The following is a 23,544-nucleotide window of genomic DNA, read 5'->3' as shown; positions in this document are numbered from 1 at the left end:
CCGTGGTGGCGGTCGTCGCGGTGACCGTTGTGGCAGCGATGAGCGTGGCGAGACCGAGCCCCAGGCCGAGGAGGGTGTTGGCGAAGGGGGATCGCCGTGGGGATGGGGTGGAGCGCGACATGGCGGCGATGCTAGGGAATGGTCGAGACCCTCACAAGACGTCGACCTTCCTTGTTTCCTTACTTCGAGGATTCGAAGAAACCGGGATGGTGATCTCCCGTGATTCGCGCCGTCCGTGATTCACGCGAAAGGGGGAGTCAGCGAGTGTGGGTGGGGCCGGAATGATGCGGGGGTTCCCGGAGGGACGCCCCCCGCGTCGTGAAGAGCCCGCGCCTGGCAAATCGGAGTCGGGGAGCTTCCCGACACCCCAAATCGCCTCAAAAAAAAGCGTAGAGGCTGACAGGTGCTGACACTCCGAACCGGTCCCAGAACCGGCCGATCGCCTCGAATCCATCGAGACCCAGAAATCGGGAGGCGAAGGCGCATCGCACCCCACCACCGCTTCGCCGACTTCGGCTCGAAAAAATGCGCAGACCCTGACATTCCCTGCCAGGGTCGAGTCGCCTGAAATGGCCGCCGGAAATCGCCGTCGAAAGAGGCCGAAAAATCAGCCGTTCGGAATATCGGGTTCGACGAGTTGAATCAGCTGGATCAGCGATTCCTGCCATCCGAGGTGGCAGGCCTGCGACGGGATGACGTCGGGGATGCCTTCCTGGGTGACCTGCATTTCGGTCCCGCAGAACACCTGGGTCAGCTCGACGGTGGTGGTCATGTCGCCGGGCAGGTTCGGGTCGTCGAATCGGCTCGTGTAGCGGAGCTTGCGACCGGGTTCGAACTCGAGGTATTCCCCGCCGAAGCTGTGGGAGCCGCCGGCCGAGAGGTTGGTGAAGGACATGCGCCAGGTGCCGCCGGCGCGGGCGTCCATCTGGTGCATGGTCCCGGTGAAGCCGAAGGGTGGCAGCCACTTGCACATCGCGGCGGGGTCGGTGAAGGCGCGGAACACGCGTTCCGGCGGGGCTTTCAGGACGCGGTGCAGGCGGATGGTGAAGGGCATCGGTGTCTCCCTGGTTCGTGAGGAACGAGGGGCCACCATAGTCCTGGAACGTGTCGGACGCGAGACTCCGCGCCCCTGACAGGGATTCCCCGCAAGGGCGGCCGAGGCGAGGAGGGCGTCGAGAGGGTCAGACCGAGAACGACCACTCCAGGATGCTGGCGTGGTCGGGCCGGCGTTCGCGCGCGGCCCGGGCGCGGGCGGCTTCGACCCAACGCTTGGCCAGCGGGAACGGCCCGAAGCCGGACTCGGTGTTGATGTGGCCGACCTGGCCGATGTTGCTGTAGCTGCTGCCCCATCTCGTGGCCCAGCGCAAAGCGCTGGAGGCGCTCATCCACGGGTCGTTCTGGCTGGCGATCAGCGCCGTCGGCCGACCCAGGCGCTGGTGCGGCAGGCTCTCCGCCAGGCCGAATTTTTCCGGCTCGGCCGGCGCCACCAGCAGCGCCTCGCGCACCGGGGAATCCGGATGCCGCTGCAGGTGATGCGCCAGCGCCAGGCAGCCGAAGCTGTGCGCCACGGCGATCCACTCGCCCGGGCCCGCGTTCTCGATCCGCGCCTGGATCCGGTCGGACCAGCGCTCGAGCTCGGGCCGGCTGAAATCGCGCTGGCGCACCCGGTGCGCGTCGCGGTACTGCTGCTCCAGCCAACTTTGCCAATGCGCCGGGCCGCTGTCGTGCAGGCCCGGGATGATCAGCAGGCGGGGTTCGGCGCTGCCGGTGCGGTGCGCCGCGCGATGGGGGTAGAGCGCCATGGCGGTCTCCTGCCTCGGGGTCAGAGCGTGGCGATCGACACCTCGGTGGACTTCACCAGCGCCACGACTTCCTTGCCGACGGTCAGATGGAGTTCCTTCACCGAGCGCGTCGTGATCACCGACGTCACGATCAGCCCGCCGGCGGTCTGCACGTCGACCTCCGACACGACCGGGCCTTCGACGATCTCCTTGATGGTGCCGCGGAACTGGTTGCGGACATTGATGGCGGTGATGCTCATGGGGTGGGGCTCCTGAAAAGGTGAGGGTCAGCTTAGGCAGCCGCGCTCATTTGCCGAACGAAGCGCTTTGCCGATGCACATGCGGCCGGCGCATATGGCGAGATGCGCCCGGCCGGCCGGCGGACGCGGGAATCTCCGTTGCGGCCTGTCATCGAGCGACATGCACAATCCGCGATCCCTCGAGACAGGTTCGACGACATGAGCGTTTCCATCACCCGCGGCCTGGCCGCGTTGTCGCTGCTGGCGGCGTGCTGCGGCCAGGCTTTCGGCTTCGGCGCGGTCGGCCACAACACGGTCGGCGAGATCGCCGCCCAGCTGATCAAGGGCCATCGCGCCGAGGCGGAGGTCCAGCGCATCCTGGGTCCGGTCTCGCTGCGCGACATCGCGGTGTGGGACGACTGCGTGAAGGGCATCGACACCGGGAACGACTTCAAGTACGCGGCGACCGGCCGGTTCCCGGAGTGCGCGGTGTTCGAGAACAACGCCGAGGAAGAAGCCCGGATGCGCGATTACGTGAAGCGCAACTTCGAGCAGTGCGAGCCCAAGCCGGGCGAGGAGTCCTGCAACAAGCAGTACCACTACGCGAACGTCGCGATCCAGCGGGGCCGGTACGTGCCGGGCGCGATCGGCACCAGCGATCACGACATCGTGCCGGCGCTGAAGGCCGCGGTGCTGGTGCTGCGCACCGGCAAGCAGACCCCGCCGATGGATTTCACCGAACGCGACGCGCTGGCGCTGGTGGTGCATGCGTTGGGCGACATGCATCAGCCGCTGCACATGGGCTCGCTCTACCTGGACGCGGACGGCAAGCCGTACGACCCGGACAAGCAGGGCGCCGACGCGCAGACGCACACGGTCGGCGCCAATGCGATCACGCTGCCGCGGCCGGATGGCACGCCGGGCGGCAACCTCCACAGCTACTGGGACGGCCTGCCGGGCCGCCTGAGCCCGGAGCAGCTGGGGGCGATGCCGGCGTTGGCCAAGGACGTGGCGCCGGCGACGGGCAATCCGGACGACTGGCCGGTGTTGTGGGCGAGCGAATCGCTGCTGGGCGCGCGCGACGCGTTCGACGGCATGAATTTCGGTCCCCGGCAGCAGAGCCTGCGCGGCCCGCGCTGGCTGGCCACGCCGCCGGCGGGGTACGAGGCCCGCAGCCTGGAGCAGACGCGGCTGAACGTCATCAAGGGCGGCGCCCGCCTGGCGCAGCTGCTGCGCAGCATCTGGCCGGACAAGAAGTGATCCGGCAGATTCACCTGGACTGAATGACGAAGCCCCGCGATGCGGGGCATTTTTTCGCCCTCACGGGCGATTTGGTCTTGATGGCGGGGCTGTGCACAACCCTGGGGATGCGCGCTGAACAACTGCCGGGTTGTCCACAGCCGAACCGGTCCCGGCGAACTTGTTGTCGTTTCATCCCGCCGTTCCCCCGGGTCCCGCCCACATCGTTGCCCTGTTCGCAAGTCGTTGATGCGACAAGCAATTCGGTCGTTGTCCACACAAACCCGCCAACACCTACCAATACGACCAGAGAGATATTCAACATAAAGGGATAAGAAAAGCCGGCGTGTCACACTCTCGGGATGTCTTCTTCCCCCGCCTCTCTTTTCACCGCTTCGGCGGGTTTCGAGTCAGCGTGTCAGATCGACGCGCTCCCCCCCGGACATCGCGCCCGCGGCCTGCACGGCCACAGCTACCTGGCCACCGTCCGCGCCGAATTGCCCGCCGGCTGGGCACCGTTCCCCGGCGGCGAGGTCCACGCGCTGCGTGACTGCCTCGAACGCTGCGTCGCCCCGCTGGACCATGCGCTGCTGAACCAGCACATCCCCCAGCCGACCGACGAGAACATCGCCCGCTGGATCCGCCATCGCCTGGAGACCGAGTTCCAGGTCCCCGGCATCACCCAGGTCGGCATCCACAGCACCACGCATTCCGGCGTCGACCTGGACGCCAACGGCCACGCGCATGTCTGGCGCCGCTATCGCTTCCAGGCCGCCCACCAACTGCCCAACGTCCCGATGGGCCACAAGTGCGGCCGCATGCACGGCCACGGCTTCGAGCTGATCCTGCACGCCAACCAGGACCTCGGCGAACGCGACCTGAGCATCGACTACGACCACCTGGACGCGCTGTGGGCGCCGTTCCACGCGCAGCTGAACTACCAGTGCCTCAACGAGATCGAGGGCCTGTCGAACCCGACCAGCGAGCTGATCTCGTCCTGGCTGTGGGCGCGGCTCAAGCCGCAGCTGCCCGAGCTGAGCTGGGTCACCGTCTACGAGACCGGCTCCAGCGGCGCCAACTTCGACGGCGAGCGCTACCGGATCTGGAAGGAATTCACCCTGGACAGCGCGGTCAAGCTCAAGCGCGCGCCGGCGGACCATCCGCTGGCCGGCATCCACGGCCACACCTTCACGCTGCGCCTGCACCTGAGCGCGCCGCTGGACCAGGTCCACGGCTGGGCGATGGACTTCGGCGACGTGAAGGAGCTGTTCAACCCGATCTTCAAGGCGATGGACCACCACCCGCTGCACGAACTCGCCGGCCTGCCCGATTCGGACACCGCCAGCCTGGCCGCGTGGGTGCTGAAGGAGGCCAAGGCCAAGCTCGAGCCGCTGGAGCGCGTCGACCTGTTCGAGACCCGCGGCAGCGGCGCCATCGTCAGCCACGGTCCGTTCGAGGAGCTGATCCCGGTATGACCTACGCCGTCAAGGAAATGTTCTACACGCTGCAGGGCGAGGGCGCCCAGGCCGGCCGCGCGGCCGTGTTCTGCCGTTTCGCCGGCTGCAACCTGTGGAGCGGCCGCGAGCAGGACCGCGCCGGCGCCGTCTGCACCTTCTGCGACACCGACTTCGTCGGCACGGACGGGCAGGGCGGCGGCAAGTTCGCCTCGGCCGACGCGCTCGCCGAGGCGATCGCCGCGAAGTGGCCGACCGACGAGCAGGGCCGCCGCACCGGCACGCCCTACGTCGTGTGCACCGGCGGCGAGCCGCTGCTGCAGCTGGACGGACCGCTGATCACCGCGCTGAAGGCGCTGGGTTTCGAGATCGCCGTCGAGACCAACGGCACGCAGCCCGCGCCCGAAGGCCTGGACTGGATCTGCGTCAGCCCGAAAGCGGACGCCGAGGTCGTGCTGACCCGCGGCAACGAGTTGAAGCTGGTTTATCCACAGCCGCTGGCCCAGCCCGAGCGCTTCGCCGGCCTGGCCTTCGACCACTTCTTCCTCCAGCCGATGGACTCGGTGCTGCAGAAGCAGAACACCAAGGCGGCGATCGCCTATTGCATGGCCCATCCGCAATGGAAGCTGTCGATCCAGATGCACAAGGTGGTGGGGATCGATTGAACGCCGCGGGGGAAGTTATCCCCATTCCCGCGGCGCGCTAGCGCAATCCGGTCAGCGCTGTAAAGCCAACAAGGCTGTGGAAAACTTTCTCGCAACCGGGCGGTTCTCCACAGCGCGACCGGGTCCCGACGGTCTTGTTGTCTGTTCATGCAGCGGCAACCAGGCCCTCCGCGCACATGGTTGTGATCGAGGCAAGTCCTTGGTTCTCATGAAGAATTCAGACTTGTCCACAGAAAACGGCCCGCTCTACTAAGACGACCAGAGAGATCTATAAAACCTTGATGTTGAAAAGAGAGGCAGGAAATTTCTTTGCGGCGTTGCTGTGGCGCGCTCACAGCGCACACGGCGCTTGAGCCGCTGGCGACGGACTTGCACACTGCCGACCCATGGACATTGCCGACCTGCAACGGCGGCTGCGCGACTTCGCCGCAGCCCGCGACTGGGACCCGTACCTCACGCCGAAGAACCTGGCCATGGCGCTGGTCGTGGAGTCGGCCGAGCTCGTCGAGATCTTCCAGTGGAAGACCGCCGAGGAGTCGCAGCGGCTGTCGCCCGACGAGCACCGTCACCTCGGCGAGGAGATCGCCGACGTGCTGATGTACCTGCTGCAGATCGCGGACCGCGCCGGTGTCGACGTGCCGGCGGCGGTCGAGCGCAAGATCGCGATGAACGCGACGAAGTACCCCGCCCCGACCGCATGAAACGCACCATCGCCGTCATCGACTTCGAGACCACCGGCAACTCGCCGCAGGGCGGCGGCCGCGCCACCGAGATCGGCGCGGTGCTGCTGCGCGACGGCGAGGTCGTCGGCCAGTACCAGAGCCTCATGAACACCGGCGCGTGGATCCCGCCGATGATCCAGAGCCTGACCGGCATCAGCAACGAGATGCTCGAGGACGCGCCCGATGCCGCGGTCGTCATGCGCGAGGTCGCCGAGTTCACCGAAGGCTGCGGCTTCGTCGCGCACAACGCGGGATTCGATCGCGGCTTCTGGCTGCATGAACTCGACCGCGCCGGCGCCGCGCCGCGGATCGCGCCCGAGTTCGCCTGTACCGTGAAACTGGCTCGGCGCCTCTATCCGGAATCGCCGAACTGCAAGCTCGGCACGCTCGCCCGCTATCACCGGCTGCCGGACAACGGCCGCGCGCACCGGGCACTCGCCGACGCGTTGACGACCGCGCAACTGGTGCAGCGGATGCAGCGCGACATCGGGGTTGAACTCGGCGAATTTCTCGGTGAACTGAGCGTCGAACACGAGCTGCTGCTGCGATTGCAAGCCGTCGCGCGGCCCCAGTGGCACAAGGCGGCGACCGGTTACGCCCGCGACCTGCGCCGCCACTTGCAGGACTCCCTCGTCTGACCCGACACCCCGTGGCGCCGACCTGAAGTTCGCATCGCGTGAACTTCGCGGCGTCGTCGATGCGGCGCGGTCCGCGTCGATCGGAGGTCAGCAAAACATTTACTGTCAAGGTGCCCGTTTGGCCGCATTGACTGGGACAATCCCGCCCTTTCCCGAATTGCGTTAGTTCTCAAGGTATGTCGAGTATTCAGATTCGCCCGGCCACGCTGCGTGATGCCAAGGCCATCGCCCAGATCCAGGTGAGTTCCGCTCAGGATGCGTACAGGGAGTTCTGGCCCGATACCGCCCTGAACGGGCTGTCCGTCGCCCAGCGCCAGGCCTACTGGCGCGAGGCCATCAACATGTGCGAGCCCCAGGTGCTGGTCGCGCACCTGGACAACGAGGTGATGGGCTTCGTCGGCTTCGACCGTTCCCGCGACAAGGGCACGCCGTCGACCACCGGCGAGATCTGGGCCATGTACGCCGCGCCGTCGCATTGGGACAAGGGCGTCGGCCAGGCGCTGGTCGAGGCGGCGCAGGAAGGTCTTCAGGAAGAAGGCTGCACCCGCGTCACGCTGTGGACCTACAAGAACAACGAGCGCGCGATGCGCTTCTTCGAGATCGCCGGCTTCCGCGCCGAGTCGGACAGCGTCAAGGCGGTGGACGTCGAGGGCAAGCCGCTGGAGCAGCTGCGCCTGCAACGTTCGCTGGTCTGATCCGTGCTGGCGAAGCTGACGTCCAAGAACCAGCTGACCCTGCCCAAGAGCGTCACCGACAAGCTGGGTCCGGTGCAGTACTTCGAGGTGGTGCTGCAGGCCGGCCAGGTGCTGCTGACGCCGGTGCGCATCCAGCGCGGCGACGCGGTGCGGGCCAAGCTGGCGGAACTCGAGCTCGGTGATGAGCTGGTGGCCCAGGCGATGGCCTTCGCGTCGAAGGCCGCGCCCGCCGGGAAGGCCAAGGGCGCCAAGACCGCGGTGACGGCGAAGCCGGCGCGCAAGCGCGGGGCGAAGCCTCCCGCGGCGAAGAGCCCCTCGGTGAAGGCGAAGACCGCCGCCGCCAAGACGCCGTCCAAGCGCGCCGCCACGCCGGCCGCGAAGCCGGTTCGCGCGGCGGGCAAGCGCAAGGCGGCAAAGGCCGCATGACGCGTCGATCCAAACCGGCGGCGCCACTGCGCGCCGTCATCGATCCGTCATGGATCCTGCGCGCGCTGCTGATCTCGGAAGGGGAGGCCCTCGGCCTGCGCCGCGCCTGGCAACAGCACCTGCTGTCCCCGCTGGTGAGCCCCGAGCTCGCCGCGACGCTGATGCGCGCGCTGGCCTATCCGAAGCTCGGCCTGTCCACCGCGCAGCAGCAGGAATTGCTCGCCGATTTCCTGCCGTACGCGGAGGTCGTGAAACCGGTGCGCGGCACGCGCATCGCCGGCCTGGCCGACGACAAGCAATCGCTGATCGAACTCGCGATCCAGGGCCACGCATCGCTGCTGTTGTGCGATGACAAGCACCTGTCGGAATGGTCTGCGAACAGTCGTGGCCAGGTGGCCCGGCAACTCTGCACGGTCCGTGCGATCTCGGCCTGGTTCCAGGTGTTGCCCCCCTCCCAAAGCGACACGCTGCTTTGCTAGATTCCGCGGCTGCTTATGAGCAGCTTCCACGATCGCATCCCCTCCAACATGTGGCGCGTGGTGTTCTACGAACGCCGCGGCAATCGTGTCCACATGGACCGCACCGGCCCCTGGCTGCCGGAGAAATCACTCGCCCGCAATTGGGCGAACTGGTTCAAGGAACGCGGTTATCACGTCGCGCTCCAGGACCAGAACGGCGGTCTTGAAAAACTCCATCTCGGCTTGCCCGGCTGATCGCGTCGATCACGCCGCCGTGCGAAAGCCCTGACGCTCGAGCGCCCACCCGTCGGTGGCCGCCGCGTGGCTTTGCACGCGGACGGTGCTCAAGCGCTTGTTCGCGGCACGCTGGACCAGCGTCTCGGCCTGCTCGGGGGTCAGTTGTTGCGCGAAGTGCGTCCAACGCTTCTGCAGCAGCGGATCGCGCCAGGCTTCCTCGAGCGCCCAACGGATCTCCATCGGGTCGCTCAGCGATTGGCAACGCAGCACGCGCGGGACCAGCGCCAGTACGAACTTCGAGAAATCCGCGCGCTGTTGCGGCGCCATCAGCGCCTCGAGCCGTGTCAGGCGCTGGCTCCAACCTGGCGTCGCGAGCTGGCGGGTGACCAGGGCCTGCAAGGCCTGCACCGGGTTGAACATCCGCAGCCGGTTCGGCGGCAGCACCAGCATCGGCAGCGTCGCCGCCAGGTCATGCGACATCGGCGTGACGAAGCTCGCCAGGATCGCCATCCGTTCCCAGCCTTCGGCGTTCAGGCCGCCGGCCATCGTCATCGGCCCCTGGCGCAGGCTCTGCGCCATCGCCCAGCATTGCTGCCAGCCCCGGTCCAGCTTGGCGACGTTGGCGGCATGGCTCATCAGGACCAGGTTGCCCGCCGCGTAACCGGCGTCGTCGCGGACACGGTCGATCGAGCGGCGCTGCGGATGGTCCTGCTCGTCGCTGAAGTGCAGGCGGCTGATGGGGCAGTGGGTGGTGTCCAGCTGCTGCAGGTAGTTGGGCGTGACCAGCAGCGTCTCGAAGCTGCGGCCGCGCTGCCAGGCATGCAGGCGCAGCGACAGCCACAGCTGCGTGTGACGATGCGACTTCAGCGTGCGGGCGCCGAAGGTCGACCGGCCCAGTTGCCAGCCCTGTTGCAGCGGCGATTGGCGGAAGAGTTGCTCCACCGGCGGCGTCAGCCCGTGATGGGCGTAGTCCCAGCCCAGTTCGAAACCGACGCGTTCGTGGCTCGAGGCGCCCGCCTCGTCGGTCGCGCCGTCCCGGGCCTCGACCGCGGTCATCGGCAGGGACAGTTGCTGGACGGTGATGTCGTCGGCGTGGCGGTGGATCGTGGCGGCCATGGAGTTCTCCTTGAACACGTGAGGACCTGGGGGACCGGTGATTCAGTCTTGGGATCAAGTATTCAAGCGAGCTGGCTCATAGAATGAGCCACCCACGGATCGGCCAACGAAAACATGGTGTCGGCCGACCCAAATCTGTCAGGAGGGTCCATGGATCGGACGGAGCGCTTCTACAAGATCGAGATGCTGATCCGCAGCCGCGGCTGCGTGAGCTTCGCGGAGATGCGCGAGTTGCTCGAGGTGTCGCCGGCGACGCTCAAGCGCGACCTGCAGTACCTGCGCGAGCGGATGGATGCGCCGATCGAGTACGACGCCGCCGAGAACGGCTATCGCTTCGGCCAGCAGTGGCGCGGCCAGCGGCACGAGCTGCCCGGCGTGTGGTTCAGCGAGAAGGAGCTGCACGCGCTGCTGACCATGCATCAGATGATGGCCGGGCTCGACGAGAACGGGCTGCTGAGCCGCCACCTGCAGCCGATGCTGGACAAGCTCACCGGCATGCTGGGCGGCGACGCGGTGGAGGCGCAGGAGATGACGCGCCGCATCAAGCTGATCTCGACGGCGCGGCGACGCGTGCCGTCGGAGCACTTCGAGACCGTGGGCAGCGCCGTCGTGAAGCGGCAGCGGCTCAAGCTGCGCTATCGCAAGCGCGGACCAGGCGGTGGATCGGTCAGCGAACGCGAGGTCTCACCGCAGCGCCTGGTGCATTACCGGAACACGTGGTACCTGGATGCGTGGTGCCATGCCAGTGACGGGCTGAGACGGTTCGCGCTCGATGCGATGGAGGATGCGGCGGTGCTCGACGGCACGTCGGCGCGCAGCCTGCCGTTGAAGGAACTCGAAGGGGAGCTCGACCAGGGCTACGGGATCTTCGCCGGCGGCGATCCGCAATGGGCGACGGTGATCTTCAGCGATCAGATCGCCGCCTGGGTCTCGAGCGAGGAATGGCACCCGTCGCAGCGCAGCGCCTGGCTGCCGGACGGGCGCTGGCAGCTGGAACTGCCCTTCGTCGACGCGACGGAGCTGCTGATGGACCTGCTGCGGCATGCGGGGCAGGTCGAGGTGGTGTCGCCGCCGGCGCTGCGCGAGGCCTACGCCAGGCGGCTCACCAGCGCCGCGGCGGCCGTGGCCTGAGGCCGGGCTGGGGCCGGAGGGCCACCTTGGCTTCGAAACGGCCTCAGGAGGCGTTTCCGGCCGGTTCCTGGGCGTCCGCGCCGTCCTTGGCGTCCTCGGCCTCGTAGCGGGCCAGGCGTTCGCTCTTCCAATAGACGTCGTCGCCGCCCTTGCCGTCGAGGTTGGCCCGGTTGAGCACGCGGGCCAGCACGAACAGAAGATCCGACAACCGGTTCAGGTAGTGGCGCGGCGCCACGTTGATCGTCTCGGTCGCGGCCAGCGTGACGACCGCCCGTTCGGCGCGCCGCGCAATCGTGCGGCAGACATGCGCGATCGCGGCGCTGCGGGTGCCGGCGGGCAGGATGAATTCCGCCAGGCGGGGCAGGGCGGCGTTGTGGTCGGCCAGCGCCTGGTCCAGGTGCAGGACCGCCGCCTCCTTCAGCAGGCTGTAGCCCGGCATGCAGAGTTCACCGCCCAGGTTGAACAGCTCATGCTGGATCGTGACCAGCAGGTCGCGGACGTCGTCGGGTAGCGGTTCGGCGAGCAGCACGCCGATCTGGGAATTCAATTCATCCACGTCGCCCATCGCCTGCACGCGCAGATGGTCCTTGGGGACACGGCTGCCGTCGCCGAGGCCGGTGGTGCCGTCGTCGCCGGTGCGGGTCGCGATCTGGGAAAGTCGATTGGCCATGGCGGATGCCGCGCGGGCTGCGGAAGTGCAAACCCGGCATCTTGCCGCAACTCCGGCAAGGGAGGCGTCAGTGGCGGCTGCCGCTGCGGTGGAAGGCGGGACGATGGTGGTGCGTCAGCGCCGCGGCGTGGCCGTGGATATCGTGCACCGTGTGTCTGGGAATGCCGACCGGCCGCGGCATGTGCGGCGCCGTCCGGCGCTGGCCGGGTTCAGCGGTGCCGGCGGGCTGGCCGGGATCGATGTCGTCGGGCGACTCGCCCGGCAGGTGGCGGAGCTGGTCCATCCACCAGACCTTGAGCCAGTCGACGCGCAGGCTCGCGAGCACCAGCAGCGCCAGCAGCAGCGCCCAGATCGACCATAACCACAGGTGGGACATGACGGCCTCCTTGTGTCGCGCGACGCTGCGCGCGGTCTGACGATGCTGTCACTGTGCGGGTCGCGGCGCAAGCGCGACGACGCCCGCGAATGCGGCGACAGCCCTTCCTAAAATCGATCGGAGACACCCCGGCCGGGTCGATGGCGACGCGGACCGCGCGGGATCAGGAGACCGAGATGAACGCGCCCCGAGAACCCGGTGATTCCCTGGCCACGCACCAGCCGGCCTACGCGCCGCGGCCGATGCCCGCGGCGATGCTGGAGGCGCTGAAGGCGCGCTTCGGCGAGCGCTGCAGCACCGCGATGGCCTTGCGGGAGCAGCACGGCCGCGACGAGTCGCCCTTCGACGTGCCGCCGCCGGAGGCGGTGGTGTTCGCCGAGAGCAACGAGGAGGTGGCCGAGGTGCTGGCGCTGGCCAACGCGCATCGGGTGCCGGTGATCCCCTACGGCGCGGGCACGTCGCTCGAAGGCCACCTGCTGGCGGTGCAGGGCGGCGTCAGCCTCGACCTGTCGCGGATGAAGCGGATCCTGAGCATCAACGCCGAGGACCTGACCGTGACGGTGCAGGCGGGCGTGACCCGCAACCAGCTCAATACCGAGATCCGGCACCAAGGGCTGTTCTTCCCGATCGATCCGGGCGCGGATGCGTCGATCGGCGGGATGTCGGCGACCCGCGCCAGCGGGACCAACGCGGTGCGCTACGGGACGATGAAGGAAAACGTCCTCGGCCTGACGGTCGCGACCCCGGACGGCCGCTTGATCCGCACCGGCTCAAGGGCGCGCAAGAGCAGCGCCGGCTATGACCTGACGCGGTTGTACGTCGGCAGCGAAGGGACGCTCGGCGCGATCTGCGAGATCACGCTGCGGCTGTACCCGCTGCCCGAAGCAGTGTCAGCCGCGGTGTGCTCCTTCGAGACCATCGACGCGGCCGTGCAAACCACCATCGCCATCATCCAGATGGGCGTGCCGATCGCCCGTTGCGAGCTGCTCGACGCGCATGCGGTGCGGGCGGTCAATCGCCACGACAAGCTCACGCTGCGCGAGGCCCCCATGCTGCTGATGGAATTCCACGGCTCTGACGCCGGGGTCGCGGAGCAGGCAGCGACGGTGCAGGAAATCGCCGCGGAACACGGCGGTACCGACTTCGAATGGGCGACCACGCCGGAAGAGCGGACCCGCCTGTGGACGGCGCGGCATCACGCCTACCTGTCCGCGTTGCAGATGAAACCAGGGTGCCGCGCGGTGACGACCGATACCTGCGTGCCGATCTCGCAGCTCGCGGCGTCCATCAACGCGTCGGTGGAAGAGGTCGAGGCCAGCGGACTGCCTTACTTCATCGTCGGCCACGTGGGCGATGGGAACTTCCACATGGGCTACCTGATCGACCCCGCCATTCCCGCGGAACGCGAAACCGCCGAACAACTCAGCGCACGCATGGTCGCCCGCGCCATCGCGCTCGAAGGCACCTGCACCGGAGAACACGGCATCGGGCTCCACAAACAGGACTTCCTCCGCCAGGAAGCCGGCGACGGCGCCATCGATCAGATGCGAGCGCTCAAGCAGGCGCTCGATCCGAACAACATCATGAATCCGGGGAAGATCTTCGGCTGAAAAGCCAGCACTGCGCCCGTCACCAGAATCGGGGCCGGGGTCTCCTCATACTTCTCGCAGGCTCCAAAAATCGTCGACCCCGGCCCCGCTTCCGGTGACTCGACGAGAGGTACTGCGTCGTGTGGTGCGACTCAATGCTGCGGAGCAGGGACGCTCCAGCGCTTGGTGACGTCGCCGCGAGCGTTCACGCTCTCCAGTTGCACGCCGAAGCCCCAGAGGCGGGCCACGTGCTTCATCACTTCCTGGGCGTCGTCATGCAAGGGACGGTCCAGGTGTTGTTGATGGCGCAGCGTCAGTGAACGGTCGCCGCGCAGGTTCACGTTCCACACCTGGATGTTGGGCTCGCGCGTGGACAGGTCGTACTGTCGCGACAAGGCCTCGCGGACATGCTGGTAGCCCTGCTCGTCGTGGATCGCCGAGATCTCGTACTCCGCCTGGTGTTCATCGTCCAGGATCGAGAACAACCGGAAGTCCCGCATCAGCTTCGGACTCAGGTACTGCGCGATGAAGCTCTCGTCCTTGAAGTTGCGCATCGCGTGATCCAGCGTCGGCAGCCAGTCGCTGCCGGCGATCGCCGGAAACCATTCGCGGTCCTCGTCGGTCGGGTGCTCGCAGATGCGCTTGATGTCCGTGTACATCGCGAATCCCAGCGCATACGGATTGATCTGCGCCATCGGCGGCTGCGCCACCACGTTGGTGTGCGACTTCAGCCACTCGATCATCATCCCGTCCGACAGGTAACCGTCGTCGTACATGGTGTTGAGCAGCTTGTGATGCCAGAACGTCGCCCAGCCCTCGTTCATCACCTGCGTCTGGCGCTGGGGATAGAAGTACTGCGCGATCTTGCGGACGATGCGCACGATCTCCCGCTGCCACGGCTCCAGCAGCGGCGCGTTCTTCTCGATGAAATACAGCAGGTTCTCCTGCGGCTCGTCGGGGAAGCGGCGCTTCTCCTCCGCCTTGGCCTCGTCCTCCGGACGCCGCGGCAGCGTGCGCCACATGTCGTTGACCTGCTGCTGCGCGTAGGCCTCGCGGTCCTTGCGCATCGTCTGTTCCTGTGCCAGCGACAGCTTGGCCGGGCGCCGGTAGCGGTCGACCCCGTGGTTCATCAGCGCGTGGCAAGAATCCAGCGTCGACTCCACCGCGTCCAGGCCGTGGCGCTGCTCGCAGTCGGCGACGTAGTTCTTCGCGTAGACCAGGTAATCGATGATCGACGACGCATCGGTCCACATCCGGAACAGGTAGTTGTTCTTGAAGAAGCTGTTATGACCGTAGCAGGCATGCGCGATGACCAGCGCCTGCATCGCCATCGTGTTCTCCTCCATCAGGTAGGCGATGCACGGATCGGAGTTGATGACGATCTCGTAGGCCAGGCCCATCTGGCCGCGCTTGTAGTGGCGCTCGGTGGCGATGAACTCCTTGCCGTAGCTCCAGTGCCGGTAGTTCACCGGCATGCCGACCGACGCGTAGGCATCCATCATCTGCTCGGCGGTGATCACCTCGAGCTGGTTCGGATAGGTGTCCAGCCCATAGCGCTCGGCGGTCTGGCGGATGACCTCGTGGTACTCCTCGACCAGTTCGAAGGTCCAGTCGCTGGGCGAGGCCAGCGGGCGCTCGGGCCGCTTTTCCAGCGGACGCATCTTGGTCAGCGGCGCCCGCGCGCGGCGGCCGCCGTACTCGTTGGCGCCGACGCCCATGCCCACGTTGCGACGGTTTTCCAGGCTGCTCATGGTCATGTCCTCCGGTCCCGCGCTCATGCGGTGGCCCCTTCCTTCTTGAACAGGTCGCGGAAGACGGGGTAGATCTGCGCCACCTCGACGGCCTTGCGCATCGCGAAGTGCCGCACGTCTTCCTCGAGCTTCGCGTACTCCTCCCACAGGTTCTGCTCGGCTTCCGCCACCTGCACGTAGGCGTAGTAGCGGCACAGCGGGAGGATCTTGTCGGCCAGCAGCTCGCGGCAGCGGCCGCTGTCGTGGTGCCAGTTGTCGCCGTCGCTGGCCTGGGCGCCGTAGATGTTCCAGTCGCCGGCCGGATACCGCGCGCGGATGATTTCTTCCATCATCACCAGCGCCGACGACACCACCGTCCCGCCGGTCTCGGTCGCGTGGAAGAAGTTCTGCTCGTCGACCTCCTGCGCCTGCGTGTGGTGGCGGATGAAGACGACCTCGATCTTCTCGTAGTGCCGCGTCAGGAACAGGTACAGCAGGATGAAGAAGCGCTTGGCCAGGTCCTTGCGGCTCTCGTCCATCGAGCCCGACACGTCCATCAGGCAGAACATCACCGCCCGCGTCGTCGGCTGCGGCACCTTGATCCGGTTGCGGAAGCGCAGGTCGATCGGATCGAGGAAGGGGATCGCGCCGATGCGCTGGCGCAGCAGCACGATGCGGGCCTCGGTCTCGGCGATCAGCGCCTGGATCTCGGGGCGGCGGATGTCCTCTTCCTGGCGCAGCGTCTGCAGCCGGGTCTCGAGCTCGCTCAGCTCGCGCCGCTTGTCCATGCCCAGCGCGATGCGCCGCCCCAGCGCGCCGCGCATCGAGCGCACCACATGCAGGTTGGTCGGCGTGCCGTCGGTGACGTAGCCGGCGCGCACGGTCTTGTACTCCGGCGTCTCGGCCAGCGTCGTGCGCGCCAGGTTGGGCAGCGCCAGGTCCTCGAAGAAGACCTGCATGAACTCCTCCTTGCTGAGGTGGAAGACGAAATCGTCCTCGCCCTCGCCGGAATCGCTCGCCTGCGATCCGCCGCCGCCGCCCTGGCCGCCTTGCGGCTTGCCGATGCGGTCGCCCTTGATGTGCTCGGTGTTGCCGGGCCGGACGACCTCGCGGATGCCGCCGTCGCCGTGGCTGAAGACGGGCTCGCTCAGGTCGCGCTTGGGGATGTGCACGTCCTCGCCGCGCTCCATGTCGCGGATGCCGCGCTTGTCGACGGCGCGCCGCACCGCGTCGCGGATCTGGTCTCGGTAGCGGCGCAGGAAGCGCTCGCGATTGCCGATCGACTTGTTCTTGCCCGACAGCCGTCTATCGATGATTTGTTGAAGGCCGGTCATGGGGACCTCGCTGGTTCTCGTCGTGTCCGCCCCGCGCGCGCCGTTGCCGGGCGCCGCGCGGGGCCTGTCGCGTCGTCAGCTCGACTTCCTGACCCGCAGGTACCACTCGCACAGCAGCCGGACCTGCTTGGGCGTGTAGCCCTTGTCGACCATGCGCTGCACGAAGTTCTCGTGCTTCTTCGCCTCGTCGGCGCTGGCCTTGGCGTTGAAGCTGATCACCGGCAGCAGCTCCTCGGTGTTGGAGAACATCTTCTTCTCGATCACCGTGCGCAGCTTCTCGTAGCTGGTCCACGTCGGGTTCTTGCCGGCGTTGTTGGCCCGCGCCCGCAGCACGAAGTTCACGATCTCGTTGCGGAAATCCTTCGGATTGCTGATGCCCGCGGGCTTCTCGATCTTCTCGAGCTCCGCATTCAGCGCCGAGCGGTCGAACACCTCGCCGGTGTCGGTGTCGCGGTACTCCTGGTCCTGGATCCAGTAATCGGCGTAGGTCACGTAGCGGTCGAAGATGTTCTGGCCGTACTCGCTGTAGCTTTCCAGGTAGGCAGTCTGGATCTCCTTGCCGATGAATTCGGCATAGCGCGGCGACAGTACCTCCTTGATGAAGCCGACGAACTTCTGCTCGGCCTCCTGCGGGAACTGCTCGCGCTCGATCTGCTGCTCCAGCACGTACATCAGGTGCACCGGATTGGCGGCGACCTCGGTCGAGTCGAAGTTGAAGACCTTGGACAGGATCTTGTAGGCGAAGCGCGTGGAGATGCCGGCCATGCCCTCGTCGACGCCGGCGTAGTCGCGGTACTCCTGGATCGACTTGGCCTTCGGGTCGGTGTCCTTCAGGTTCTCGCCGTCATAGATCTGCATCTTGCTGAAGGCGCTGGAGTTCTCCGGATCCTTCAGCCGTGTCAGCACCGCGAACTGCGCCATCATCTTCAGCGTCCCGGGCGCGCACTTGGCCTCGGCCAGCGACGAGTTGCGGATCAGCTTCTCGTAGATCTTCACTTCCTCGCTGACACGCAGGCAGTAGGGCACCTTGACGATGTAGATGCGGTCGAGGAAAGCCTCGTTGTTCTTGTTATTGCGGAAGGTCTTCCACTCGCTCTCGTTGCTGTGCGCCAGCACGATGCCGTCGAAGGGGATCGCGCCAAAGCCCTCGGTGCCCTTGAAGTTGCCTTCCTGCGTCGCCGTCAGCAGCGGATGCAGCACCTTGATCGGCGCCTTGAACATCTCGACGAATTCCAGCAGGCCCTGGTTGGCCAGGCACAGGCCGCCGGAGAAGCTGTAGGCATCGGGATCGTCCTGCGCGTAGGTCTCGAGCTTGCGGATGTCGACCTTGCCCACCAGCGAGCTGATGTCCTGGTTGTTCTCGTCGCCAGGCTCGGTCTTGGCGACGCCGACCTGCTTGAGCACGCTCGGCAGCCGCTTGATGACCTTGAACTTGCGGATGTCGCCGCCGAACTCGTCCAGCCGCTTCACCGCCCAGGGGCTCAGGATGCGGTTCAGGTAACGGCGCGGGATGCCGTACTCGCGCTCGAGCAGCGGACCGTCCTCGACCGGATCGAACAGCCCGAGCGGGCTCTCGTTCACCGGGCTGTCCTTGAGCGCGTAGAAGGGCACGTGCTCCATCAGCTGCTTGAGCCGCTCGGCGATCGAGCTCTTGCCGCCGCCCACCGGGCCCAGCAGGTAGAGGATCTGCTTCTTTTCCTCCAGCCCCTGCGCCGCGTGGCGGAAGTAGCTGACCACCTGCTCGATCGCGTCCTCCATGCCGAAGAACTCGGCGAAGGCGGGATAGATCTTGATGACCTTGTTCTGGAAGATGCGCGACAGCCGCGGGTCGTTGCGCGTGTCCAGCATCTGCGGCTCGCCGATGGCCTTGAGCATGCGCTCGGCCGCGGTGGCGTAGGCGAGGGGATTGCGCTTGCACTCGTCCAGGTACTCCTCGAGCGTGAGTTCCTCGACCTTGCTGCGTTCGTAGCGAGCCGCGAAATGGCTGATCACATCCATGCTGACCTCCAGAGTAGTTCGTGGGGGAGGCGACGCGCGTCCGTGCGACAACGGACCTCGCATCGTCCAGGAAGTTCTGGCGACGTCCATGACTCAAGGCGTCATCAGAGCTTTCCGAGCTCAGCGTGCATTCAGCAAACGGCCAGCCCATGCTGGCGCAAAGTCCACCGCCCGATGTCCCGGGGGGCAGGACAACCTCGTGGGCGGCGAGGCTTTGGAGTCATGCTACGCCCATCGACAACGTTGCGCGATAGCAAGACATGACCCCGTTGTACTCCCTCATGCAACGTCTGTGAAGCACGGAAGTTGACGGTTCCCCCTGGTATGAGGCACCTGTGGGAAGTACGCAGAAGACAGCACGCATCCCGCGTGCCATCCTCCCGGTTTGGGCGTCGGCGGACGCCTTATTCGGCGGCGTCGTCCGGACGCAGCTTTTGCAGCAAGCCGTTCAATTCGTCCAGCGATCCGAAGCTGATCGCGACCTCGCCTTGCTCGCCGCGCTTGGTCTTCTTCTTGACGCGGATTTCCACCTGCGCCGTCAGCAGGTCCGACAGCTCTTCCTCGAGCCGCAGCACGTCGCGGCTCTTGCCAGCCTTGACGCGCAGCAGCGGGGCCTGCCGGCCCGCGCCCTGCTGGCGCTGGACGAGCTTCTCCGCGTCGCGCACGCTGAGCTTCTTGGCCGCGATCTCGGTCGCGCTGGTGATCTGGTGAGCACCGTCCAGCGCCAGCAGCGCGCGCGCGTGGCCCATGTCGATGTCGCCGGCCATCAGCATGTTCTGCACCGGCTCGGCCAGGTTCAGCAGGCGCAGCAGGTTGGACGCCGCGCTGCGCGAGCGGCCCACCGCCTGCGCCGCCTGGTCGTGGGTCAGGCCGAACTCGTCGACCAGCCGCTTCAGGCCCTGCGCCTCTTCCAGCGCGTTGAGGTCCTCGCGCTGGATGTTCTCGATCAGCGCCATCGCCGCGGCGGCCTCGTCCGGGACCGGCTTGACCAGCACCGGCACCTCGGCCAGCCCGGCCAGCTTCGCGGCGCGGAAGCGCCGTTCGCCCGCGATGATCTCGTAGCGGACCGCGCCGTTGGGCGCGATCGGCCGCACCAGGATCGGCTGCATGATCCCTTGCGCCTTGATGCTCTCGGCCAGCTCGTACAACGAGCCCTCGTCCATGCGCGTGCGCGGCTGGTACTTGCCGGCCTGCATCTGCGCCAGCGGCAGCACGCCGGGTTCGCCTTCGCGCACCGCCGGTGCGTCGCTCACTTTGGGGCCGAGCAGGGCCTCCAGGCCCATGCCCAGGCCCTTGGGTTTCTTTGTCGCCATGGGGCGCGATTCTCCGTGATTCCGGCGCCGGGTCAGTCGGCCAGTCGCCGCAGCATCGCGCGGCCCTCGGGCCAGGCGCCCAGGCCCGACGCCGCGTTGAGATGGCCCAGCGCGCCGGCCAGGACGAATTCCGCGCCCCAGTCCGCCGCCATGCCGGCGGCGCGCTCGGGGCGGCAGAAGGGATCGTCGCTCGAGGCGACGACGATCGAGGGGAAGGGCAGCCGCGGACGGCGGATCGGCCGCCAGTTGTGCAGCTGCGGCGGGGTGTCCTCGCGCTCGGTGTCCGGCGGCGCGACCAGCAGCGCGCCGGCCACCCGCCGCGTGTGCGCCGAATGGTCCGCCCAGGCCGCCACCAGCTGGCAACCCAGGCTGTGCGCCACCAGCAGCGCCGGGCGCTCGTTCAGGCGCGCCTCCTGCTGAAGGACCTCGTCCAGCCGGGCCATCCAGTCGCCACGCCGGGGCCATTCCCAGTCGTTCTGCTCGACGCGGGTGTCGCCGTGGCGCCGCTGCCATTCGCTTTGCCAGTGGTCGGGGTCGGAGTTCAGCCAGCCCGGCAGCAGGAAGACGAGGCGATCGAGGGCGGGAACCTCGAGGTCATTCGTCGCGAGGGGGTGCTGTGACATCTGTTGGCCTTATGCTTCGCGCTTTCTTCGGGAGGGTCCCGGAGGCAGCGGATTTTGCAGGAGCGGCGATGAAGTACGCGGTGTATGTCGACGGGCAGGAAGGCACGACCGGCCTGCGCATCAATGAATATCTGGCGCAGCGCGCCGACATCGAGGTGCTGCGCATCGACGCCGACAAGCGCAAGGATCCCGCCGAGCGCGCCCGGCTGCTGAACGCCGCCGATGTCGCCTTCCTGTGCCTGCCCGACGCCGCCTCGCGCGAAGCGGCGGCGATGGTGACCAACCCCAAGACCTGCCTGATCGACGCGAGCACCGCGCACCGCACCGCGCCGGGCTGGGCCTTCGGCCTGCCGGAACTGGCCAAGGGCCAGCGCGCCGCGATCCGCGAGTCCAAGCGCATCGCCAACCCGGGCTGCCACGCCAGCGCCTTCATCCTGGCGGTGCGTCCGCTGGTGGACGCCGGCCTGCTGTCGCCCGACGCGCTGGTCACGGCGACCTCGATCACCGGTTACTCCGGCGGCGGCAAGTCGATGATCGCGGAGTACGAGGCCGGCGGAAATCCGAAGCTGACCGCGCCGCGGCCGTACGCGCTGGGCCTGGTCCACAAGCACCTGCCGGAAATGATGGCCCACACCGGGCTGAGGACCGCGCCGGTGTTCATGCCGATCGTGGCCAATTTCTACAAGGGCCTGGCGGTCACGGTGCCGCTGCATCTGAGCCAGCTGCGCGCCGGCACGACGCCGCAGCAGGTCCGCGACGCGCTGGCCGCGCATTACGACGGCGAGGCCTTCATCCACGTGAAACCGCTGCGCGACCCGGACACGCTGGCCGGCGGCTTCTTCGACGTGCAGGCCAACAACGACACGAACAACGTCGACCTGTTCGTGTTCGGCAGCGAGCAGCAGATCCTCGTCATGGCGCGGCTGGACAACCTGGGCAAGGGCGCCAGCGGCGCCGCGGTGCAGAGCATGAACGTGCACCTGGGCGTCGACGAATCGCTGGGCCTGACCGGCCCGGACGTGAACGGCATCTGATGGCCGGATCGGATCGGTCCGACGGCAGGACCTGGCGCCGGGATGGCGCCGTGCCGCGGACCGACCTCGACGCCATCCGCGATGGCGTCACCGCCCACGGTCGCCAGCAGGCCCAGGGCAGCGATGCCGAGGACATCGCCATCGCGCTCTACGACGGCGACGACCTGATCGCCGGCGGCTTCGGCCGCACCGAGTTCCAGCGGCTCTACGTGAGCTTCCTGTGGGTCGACGCCGACCACCGGGGGCAGGGCATCGGCACCGACTGCCTGCGCCAGCTCGAGGCGATGGCGCTGAAGCGCGGTTGCGTGGACGCGTTGATCGAGACGCTGCTCGACGAGGTCGCCGATCTCTACGAGCACCTCGGCTACGCCTGCATCAGCCATGTGCACGACTTCGTGCCGGGCTTCACCCGCCACACGCTGCTGAAGGTCTGGCGGCCGCGCGATTGACCCTCGCGAGCACCGGCGGACGGCTCAGTCCCAGGTGCGCGGGTCGTCGCTGCGGTAGTGGTAGTCGTAGGCGCGCAGGAAGCCCAGCGAGGCGTACAGGCGCTTCGCGGCCTCGTTCTCCGCAGCCACCTGCAGATACCCCGACGAAGCGCCCTGGCGGCGCGCGATGGCCAGCAACGCGGCGCAGAGCCGGCGGCCATGGCCCTGTCCGCGCTGGGACGGCGGCGTGAAGATGTCGAAGAGCCCGGCCATCCCGTCCCGGGACGACCCGTCGGGACCCGGGTCGATCGCCACCTGGCCGCAGGCCAGCAGCTCGCCGTCGCGGACCAGCTGGAAGGCCTGATGCCGCACGCTCGCCTGTTCCAGGCGGCGGGCATGGCCGTCGATCTCCGCGTCGCTGGAGCCGCGCAGGCGGCCGATCAGCGCGGCGTAATCGGCGGAGGTGAGGGCCACCAGGCCGTGGTCGTCCTCGAAGGCGTCGAGCGACGGCAGCACCATCACTTCGGACGGTCCGAACGCCCGCCAACCCAGCGCGCCCAGTTGCTCGGCCAGATCGGCCGGCTGGCTGAAGGGGGTGAGCCGCAGGATCAGCGGGAGCCCGGCCTGGTCGAACGCGGCGCGGCAGCGGCGCAGGACCTCGTTCAACGGCAGCGAGCCGGCGGCCACGGCGTTGACGCAGCGGGAGCGCCGCGCGTGTCCCGGCGACAGCCGCAGCAGCCAGCCATCCACATGCGCTTCACGTGGCGCCGACGCGGCATTGAGTCCGGCCAGTTCGGCGCGGCGGGCGAGGGCGTCCAGTTCCGGCGGCACCATGGCGGACCGCCGCTCAGCGCATCGCGCCGACGCGCTGGACCATTTCCTTGGCGAAGTCGATGAACGCGTGCGCGCCCTTCGAGCCGCCGTCGAACACCACGCCCGGCAGGCCGTAGCTCGGCGCTTCGGCCAGGCGGACGTTGCGGGGGATGACGGTGTCGAAGACCTTGTCGCCGAAGTGCGCCTTCAGCTGCTCGCTGACCTGCTGCTGCAGCGTGATGCGCGGATCAAACATGACGCGCAGCAGGCCGATGATCTGCAGGTCCGGGTTCAGGTTGGCGTGGATCTGCTTGATCGTGTTGACCAAGTCGGTCAGGCCTTCCAGCGCGAAGTACTCGCACTGCATCGGCACGACCACGCCATGCGCCGAGCACAGGCCGTTCAGCGTCAGCATCGACAGCGATGGCGGGCAGTCGACCAGCACGAAGTCGTAATCCGAGGCGGCGGCGGTGAGAGCGGCCTTGAGGCGGTTCTCGCGGCGTTCCAGCTCGACCAGCTCCACCTCCGCGCCGGCCAGTTCCCGGTTGGCGCCCAGCACGTCGTAGCCCGCCTTCTCGCTGCGCTGCTTGGCTTCGGCGATGGTGGCCGATTCCAGCAGCACGTCATAGACGGTCAGGGCCAGGGCGCGCTTGTCGATGCCCGATCCCATCGTCGCGTTGCCCTGCGGATCGAGGTCGACCACCAGCACGCGCTGGCCGACCTTCGCGAGGCCGGCGGCCAGGTTCACCGTGGTGGTCGTCTTGCCGACACCGCCTTTTTGATTCGCAACGCAGAAGATCTTGGCCATGAATGGTCGGAGGACTGGGCTCGGAGA

Annotated in this window: 26 protein-coding genes; 13 read left to right on the top strand and 13 right to left on the bottom strand. The window is 67.5% G+C overall.

The window, feature by feature from the left end; genetic code table 11:
• Positions 1-607: 607 nt before the first annotated feature.
• The 3 genes from N5D62_RS00980 to N5D62_RS00970 form a co-directional block, all read right to left on the bottom strand.
• Positions 608-1,054, bottom strand: a complete 447-nt coding sequence (locus N5D62_RS00980; RefSeq protein ID WP_279755477.1) for an SRPBCC family protein — start codon at positions 1,052-1,054, stop codon at positions 608-610.
• Between the two features lie 127 nt (positions 1,055-1,181).
• Positions 1,182-1,802, bottom strand: a complete 621-nt coding sequence (locus tag N5D62_RS00975; protein WP_279755476.1) for an alpha/beta hydrolase — start codon at positions 1,800-1,802, stop codon at positions 1,182-1,184.
• 20 nt (positions 1,803-1,822) lie between these two features.
• On the bottom strand, positions 1,823-2,041 hold the full coding sequence (locus N5D62_RS00970; protein ID WP_279755475.1) for a molybdopterin-binding protein: 219 nt from the start codon (positions 2,039-2,041) through the stop codon (positions 1,823-1,825).
• A gap of 198 nt (positions 2,042-2,239) precedes the next feature.
• On the opposite strand from N5D62_RS00970, the gene N5D62_RS00965 reads away from it, so the two are divergent.
• The 9 genes from N5D62_RS00965 (at position 2,240) to N5D62_RS00925 (ending at position 8,572) form a co-directional block, all read left to right on the top strand.
• Positions 2,240-3,280 carry a S1/P1 nuclease gene (locus N5D62_RS00965; protein ID WP_279755474.1) on the top strand — a complete coding sequence of 347 codons (1,041 nt, stop codon included), beginning with the start codon at positions 2,240-2,242 and terminating at the stop codon, positions 3,278-3,280.
• A gap of 341 nt (positions 3,281-3,621) precedes the next feature.
• A complete protein-coding gene (locus N5D62_RS00960; protein ID WP_279755473.1) occupies positions 3,622-4,734 on the top strand; it encodes a 6-carboxytetrahydropterin synthase in 1,113 nt (370 codons plus the stop codon).
• A complete protein-coding gene (gene queE, locus N5D62_RS00955) occupies positions 4,731-5,378 on the top strand; it encodes a 7-carboxy-7-deazaguanine synthase (RefSeq protein ID WP_279755472.1) in 648 nt (215 codons plus the stop codon). Before N5D62_RS00960 ends, queE begins: the two co-directional genes overlap by 4 nt.
• A gap of 386 nt (positions 5,379-5,764) precedes the next feature.
• The gene (locus N5D62_RS00950) at positions 5,765-6,079 is read left to right on the top strand and encodes a nucleotide pyrophosphohydrolase (RefSeq protein ID WP_279755470.1); all 315 of its coding nucleotides are present in this window, start codon (positions 5,765-5,767) and stop codon (positions 6,077-6,079) included.
• Positions 6,076-6,738, top strand: coding sequence for a 3'-5' exonuclease (locus N5D62_RS00945; RefSeq protein ID WP_279755469.1), 663 nt, complete (start codon positions 6,076-6,078; stop codon positions 6,736-6,738). The genes N5D62_RS00950 and N5D62_RS00945 overlap by 4 nt, the downstream gene beginning before the upstream one ends.
• A 176-nt stretch (positions 6,739-6,914) precedes the next feature.
• Positions 6,915-7,433: a GNAT family N-acetyltransferase gene (locus N5D62_RS00940; RefSeq protein WP_279755467.1), complete on the top strand. Its 519-nt coding sequence runs from the start codon at positions 6,915-6,917 to the stop codon at positions 7,431-7,433.
• A gap of 3 nt (positions 7,434-7,436) precedes the next feature.
• On the top strand, positions 7,437-7,859 hold the full coding sequence (locus N5D62_RS00935) for an AbrB/MazE/SpoVT family DNA-binding domain-containing protein (protein WP_279755466.1): 423 nt from the start codon (positions 7,437-7,439) through the stop codon (positions 7,857-7,859).
• The gene (locus N5D62_RS00930; protein ID WP_279755465.1) at positions 7,856-8,338 is read left to right on the top strand and encodes a PIN domain-containing protein; all 483 of its coding nucleotides are present in this window, start codon (positions 7,856-7,858) and stop codon (positions 8,336-8,338) included. Before N5D62_RS00935 ends, N5D62_RS00930 begins: the two co-directional genes overlap by 4 nt.
• 15 nt (positions 8,339-8,353) lie before the next feature.
• A complete protein-coding gene (locus N5D62_RS00925; RefSeq protein ID WP_279755464.1) occupies positions 8,354-8,572 on the top strand; it encodes a hypothetical protein in 219 nt (72 codons plus the stop codon).
• 9 nt (positions 8,573-8,581) lie between these two features.
• On the opposite strand, the gene N5D62_RS00920 is transcribed toward N5D62_RS00925, so the two are convergent.
• The gene (locus N5D62_RS00920) at positions 8,582-9,670 is read right to left on the bottom strand and encodes a hypothetical protein (RefSeq protein ID WP_279755463.1); all 1,089 of its coding nucleotides are present in this window, start codon (positions 9,668-9,670) and stop codon (positions 8,582-8,584) included.
• Between the two features lie 150 nt (positions 9,671-9,820).
• Between N5D62_RS00920 and N5D62_RS00915 the strand changes: the two genes are divergently transcribed.
• A complete protein-coding gene (locus tag N5D62_RS00915; protein WP_279755461.1) occupies positions 9,821-10,801 on the top strand; it encodes a WYL domain-containing protein in 981 nt (326 codons plus the stop codon).
• A 43-nt stretch (positions 10,802-10,844) separates the two neighbouring features.
• Here N5D62_RS00915 and N5D62_RS00910 read toward each other — a convergent pair whose 3' ends face one another.
• Positions 10,845-11,471, bottom strand: coding sequence for a cob(I)yrinic acid a,c-diamide adenosyltransferase (locus N5D62_RS00910; RefSeq protein ID WP_279755458.1), 627 nt, complete (start codon positions 11,469-11,471; stop codon positions 10,845-10,847).
• A 67-nt stretch (positions 11,472-11,538) separates the two neighbouring features.
• Positions 11,539-11,847, bottom strand: a complete 309-nt coding sequence (locus tag N5D62_RS00905) for a hypothetical protein (RefSeq protein WP_279755457.1) — start codon at positions 11,845-11,847, stop codon at positions 11,539-11,541.
• A 176-nt stretch (positions 11,848-12,023) separates the two neighbouring features.
• Here N5D62_RS00905 and N5D62_RS00900 point away from each other — a divergent pair, with 176 nt between their 5' ends.
• Positions 12,024-13,457, top strand: coding sequence for an FAD-linked oxidase C-terminal domain-containing protein (locus N5D62_RS00900; RefSeq protein ID WP_279755456.1), 1,434 nt, complete (start codon positions 12,024-12,026; stop codon positions 13,455-13,457).
• 131 nt (positions 13,458-13,588) lie between these two features.
• On the opposite strand, the gene N5D62_RS00895 is transcribed toward N5D62_RS00900, so the two are convergent.
• The 5 genes from N5D62_RS00895 to N5D62_RS00875 all read right to left on the bottom strand — a co-directional run bounded on the left by N5D62_RS00895 (position 13,589) and on the right by N5D62_RS00875 (position 20,434).
• A complete protein-coding gene (locus tag N5D62_RS00895) occupies positions 13,589-15,097 on the bottom strand; it encodes a SpoVR family protein (protein ID WP_279755605.1) in 1,509 nt (502 codons plus the stop codon).
• Positions 15,098-15,210: 113 nt separating this feature from the next.
• The gene (locus N5D62_RS00890; protein WP_279755455.1) at positions 15,211-16,500 is read right to left on the bottom strand and encodes a YeaH/YhbH family protein; all 1,290 of its coding nucleotides are present in this window, start codon (positions 16,498-16,500) and stop codon (positions 15,211-15,213) included.
• Between the two features lie 75 nt (positions 16,501-16,575).
• On the bottom strand, positions 16,576-18,498 hold the full coding sequence (locus N5D62_RS00885; protein ID WP_279755454.1) for a PrkA family serine protein kinase: 1,923 nt from the start codon (positions 18,496-18,498) through the stop codon (positions 16,576-16,578).
• 404 nt (positions 18,499-18,902) lie between these two features.
• On the bottom strand, positions 18,903-19,811 hold the full coding sequence (locus N5D62_RS00880; protein WP_279755453.1) for a ParB/RepB/Spo0J family partition protein: 909 nt from the start codon (positions 19,809-19,811) through the stop codon (positions 18,903-18,905).
• 32 nt (positions 19,812-19,843) lie between these two features.
• Positions 19,844-20,434, bottom strand: a complete 591-nt coding sequence (locus N5D62_RS00875) for an alpha/beta hydrolase (protein WP_279755451.1) — start codon at positions 20,432-20,434, stop codon at positions 19,844-19,846.
• A gap of 68 nt (positions 20,435-20,502) precedes the next feature.
• Between N5D62_RS00875 and argC the strand changes: the two genes are divergently transcribed.
• Together argC and N5D62_RS00865 are read left to right on the top strand one after the other, a co-directional pair.
• A complete protein-coding gene (gene argC, locus N5D62_RS00870) occupies positions 20,503-21,468 on the top strand; it encodes an N-acetyl-gamma-glutamyl-phosphate reductase (protein ID WP_279755449.1) in 966 nt (321 codons plus the stop codon).
• A gap of 50 nt (positions 21,469-21,518) precedes the next feature.
• A complete protein-coding gene (locus tag N5D62_RS00865; RefSeq protein WP_279755447.1) occupies positions 21,519-21,917 on the top strand; it encodes a GNAT family N-acetyltransferase in 399 nt (132 codons plus the stop codon).
• A 24-nt stretch (positions 21,918-21,941) separates the two neighbouring features.
• On the opposite strand, the gene N5D62_RS00860 is transcribed toward N5D62_RS00865, so the two are convergent.
• Both N5D62_RS00860 and N5D62_RS00855 read right to left on the bottom strand, forming a co-directional pair.
• Positions 21,942-22,730 carry a GNAT family N-acetyltransferase gene (locus tag N5D62_RS00860; protein ID WP_279755445.1) on the bottom strand — a complete coding sequence of 263 codons (789 nt, stop codon included), beginning with the start codon at positions 22,728-22,730 and terminating at the stop codon, positions 21,942-21,944.
• A 13-nt stretch (positions 22,731-22,743) separates the two neighbouring features.
• Positions 22,744-23,517, bottom strand: a complete 774-nt coding sequence (locus N5D62_RS00855) for an AAA family ATPase (RefSeq protein ID WP_279755444.1) — start codon at positions 23,515-23,517, stop codon at positions 22,744-22,746.
• Positions 23,518-23,544 lie beyond the last annotated feature (27 nt).

This window comes from Mitsuaria sp. GD03876 (assembly GCF_029840635.1).
In the GTDB taxonomy this organism is placed as follows: Bacteria; Pseudomonadota; Gammaproteobacteria; order Burkholderiales; family Burkholderiaceae_C; genus Roseateles.
This window is presented reverse-complemented; position numbering and strand designations above follow the sequence as displayed.

What these genes read in the sequence shown, in the direction of transcription:
- N5D62_RS00980 (WP_279755477.1), bottom strand. Translation starts at nt 1,054, where the DNA reads ATGCCCTTCACCATCCGCCTGCACCGCGTCCTGAAAGCCCCGCCGGAA.
- N5D62_RS00975 (WP_279755476.1), bottom strand. Translation starts at nt 1,802, where the DNA reads ATGGCGCTCTACCCCCATCGCGCGGCGCACCGCACCGGCAGCGCCGAA.
- N5D62_RS00970 (WP_279755475.1), bottom strand. Translation starts at nt 2,041, where the DNA reads ATGAGCATCACCGCCATCAATGTCCGCAACCAGTTCCGCGGCACCATC.
- N5D62_RS00965 (WP_279755474.1), top strand. Translation starts at nt 2,240, where the DNA reads ATGAGCGTTTCCATCACCCGCGGCCTGGCCGCGTTGTCGCTGCTGGCG.
- N5D62_RS00960 (WP_279755473.1), top strand. Translation starts at nt 3,622, where the DNA reads ATGTCTTCTTCCCCCGCCTCTCTTTTCACCGCTTCGGCGGGTTTCGAG.
- queE (WP_279755472.1), top strand. Translation starts at nt 4,731, where the DNA reads ATGACCTACGCCGTCAAGGAAATGTTCTACACGCTGCAGGGCGAGGGC.
- N5D62_RS00950 (WP_279755470.1), top strand. Translation starts at nt 5,765, where the DNA reads ATGGACATTGCCGACCTGCAACGGCGGCTGCGCGACTTCGCCGCAGCC.
- N5D62_RS00945 (WP_279755469.1), top strand. Translation starts at nt 6,076, where the DNA reads ATGAAACGCACCATCGCCGTCATCGACTTCGAGACCACCGGCAACTCG.
- N5D62_RS00940 (WP_279755467.1), top strand. Translation starts at nt 6,915, where the DNA reads ATGTCGAGTATTCAGATTCGCCCGGCCACGCTGCGTGATGCCAAGGCC.
- N5D62_RS00930 (WP_279755465.1), top strand. Translation starts at nt 7,856, where the DNA reads ATGACGCGTCGATCCAAACCGGCGGCGCCACTGCGCGCCGTCATCGAT.
- N5D62_RS00925 (WP_279755464.1), top strand. Translation starts at nt 8,354, where the DNA reads ATGAGCAGCTTCCACGATCGCATCCCCTCCAACATGTGGCGCGTGGTG.
- N5D62_RS00920 (WP_279755463.1), bottom strand. Translation starts at nt 9,670, where the DNA reads ATGGCCGCCACGATCCACCGCCACGCCGACGACATCACCGTCCAGCAA.
- N5D62_RS00915 (WP_279755461.1), top strand. Translation starts at nt 9,821, where the DNA reads ATGGATCGGACGGAGCGCTTCTACAAGATCGAGATGCTGATCCGCAGC.
- N5D62_RS00910 (WP_279755458.1), bottom strand. Translation starts at nt 11,471, where the DNA reads ATGGCCAATCGACTTTCCCAGATCGCGACCCGCACCGGCGACGACGGC.
- N5D62_RS00905 (WP_279755457.1), bottom strand. Translation starts at nt 11,847, where the DNA reads ATGTCCCACCTGTGGTTATGGTCGATCTGGGCGCTGCTGCTGGCGCTG.
- N5D62_RS00900 (WP_279755456.1), top strand. Translation starts at nt 12,024, where the DNA reads ATGAACGCGCCCCGAGAACCCGGTGATTCCCTGGCCACGCACCAGCCG.
- N5D62_RS00895 (WP_279755605.1), bottom strand. Translation starts at nt 15,097, where the DNA reads ATGCGTCCGCTGGAAAAGCGGCCCGAGCGCCCGCTGGCCTCGCCCAGC.
- N5D62_RS00890 (WP_279755455.1), bottom strand. Translation starts at nt 16,500, where the DNA reads ATGACCGGCCTTCAACAAATCATCGATAGACGGCTGTCGGGCAAGAAC.
- N5D62_RS00885 (WP_279755454.1), bottom strand. Translation starts at nt 18,498, where the DNA reads ATGGATGTGATCAGCCATTTCGCGGCTCGCTACGAACGCAGCAAGGTC.
- N5D62_RS00880 (WP_279755453.1), bottom strand. Translation starts at nt 19,811, where the DNA reads ATGGCGACAAAGAAACCCAAGGGCCTGGGCATGGGCCTGGAGGCCCTG.
- N5D62_RS00875 (WP_279755451.1), bottom strand. Translation starts at nt 20,434, where the DNA reads ATGTCACAGCACCCCCTCGCGACGAATGACCTCGAGGTTCCCGCCCTC.
- argC (WP_279755449.1), top strand. Translation starts at nt 20,503, where the DNA reads ATGAAGTACGCGGTGTATGTCGACGGGCAGGAAGGCACGACCGGCCTG.
- N5D62_RS00860 (WP_279755445.1), bottom strand. Translation starts at nt 22,730, where the DNA reads ATGGTGCCGCCGGAACTGGACGCCCTCGCCCGCCGCGCCGAACTGGCC.
- N5D62_RS00855 (WP_279755444.1), bottom strand. Translation starts at nt 23,517, where the DNA reads ATGGCCAAGATCTTCTGCGTTGCGAATCAAAAAGGCGGTGTCGGCAAG.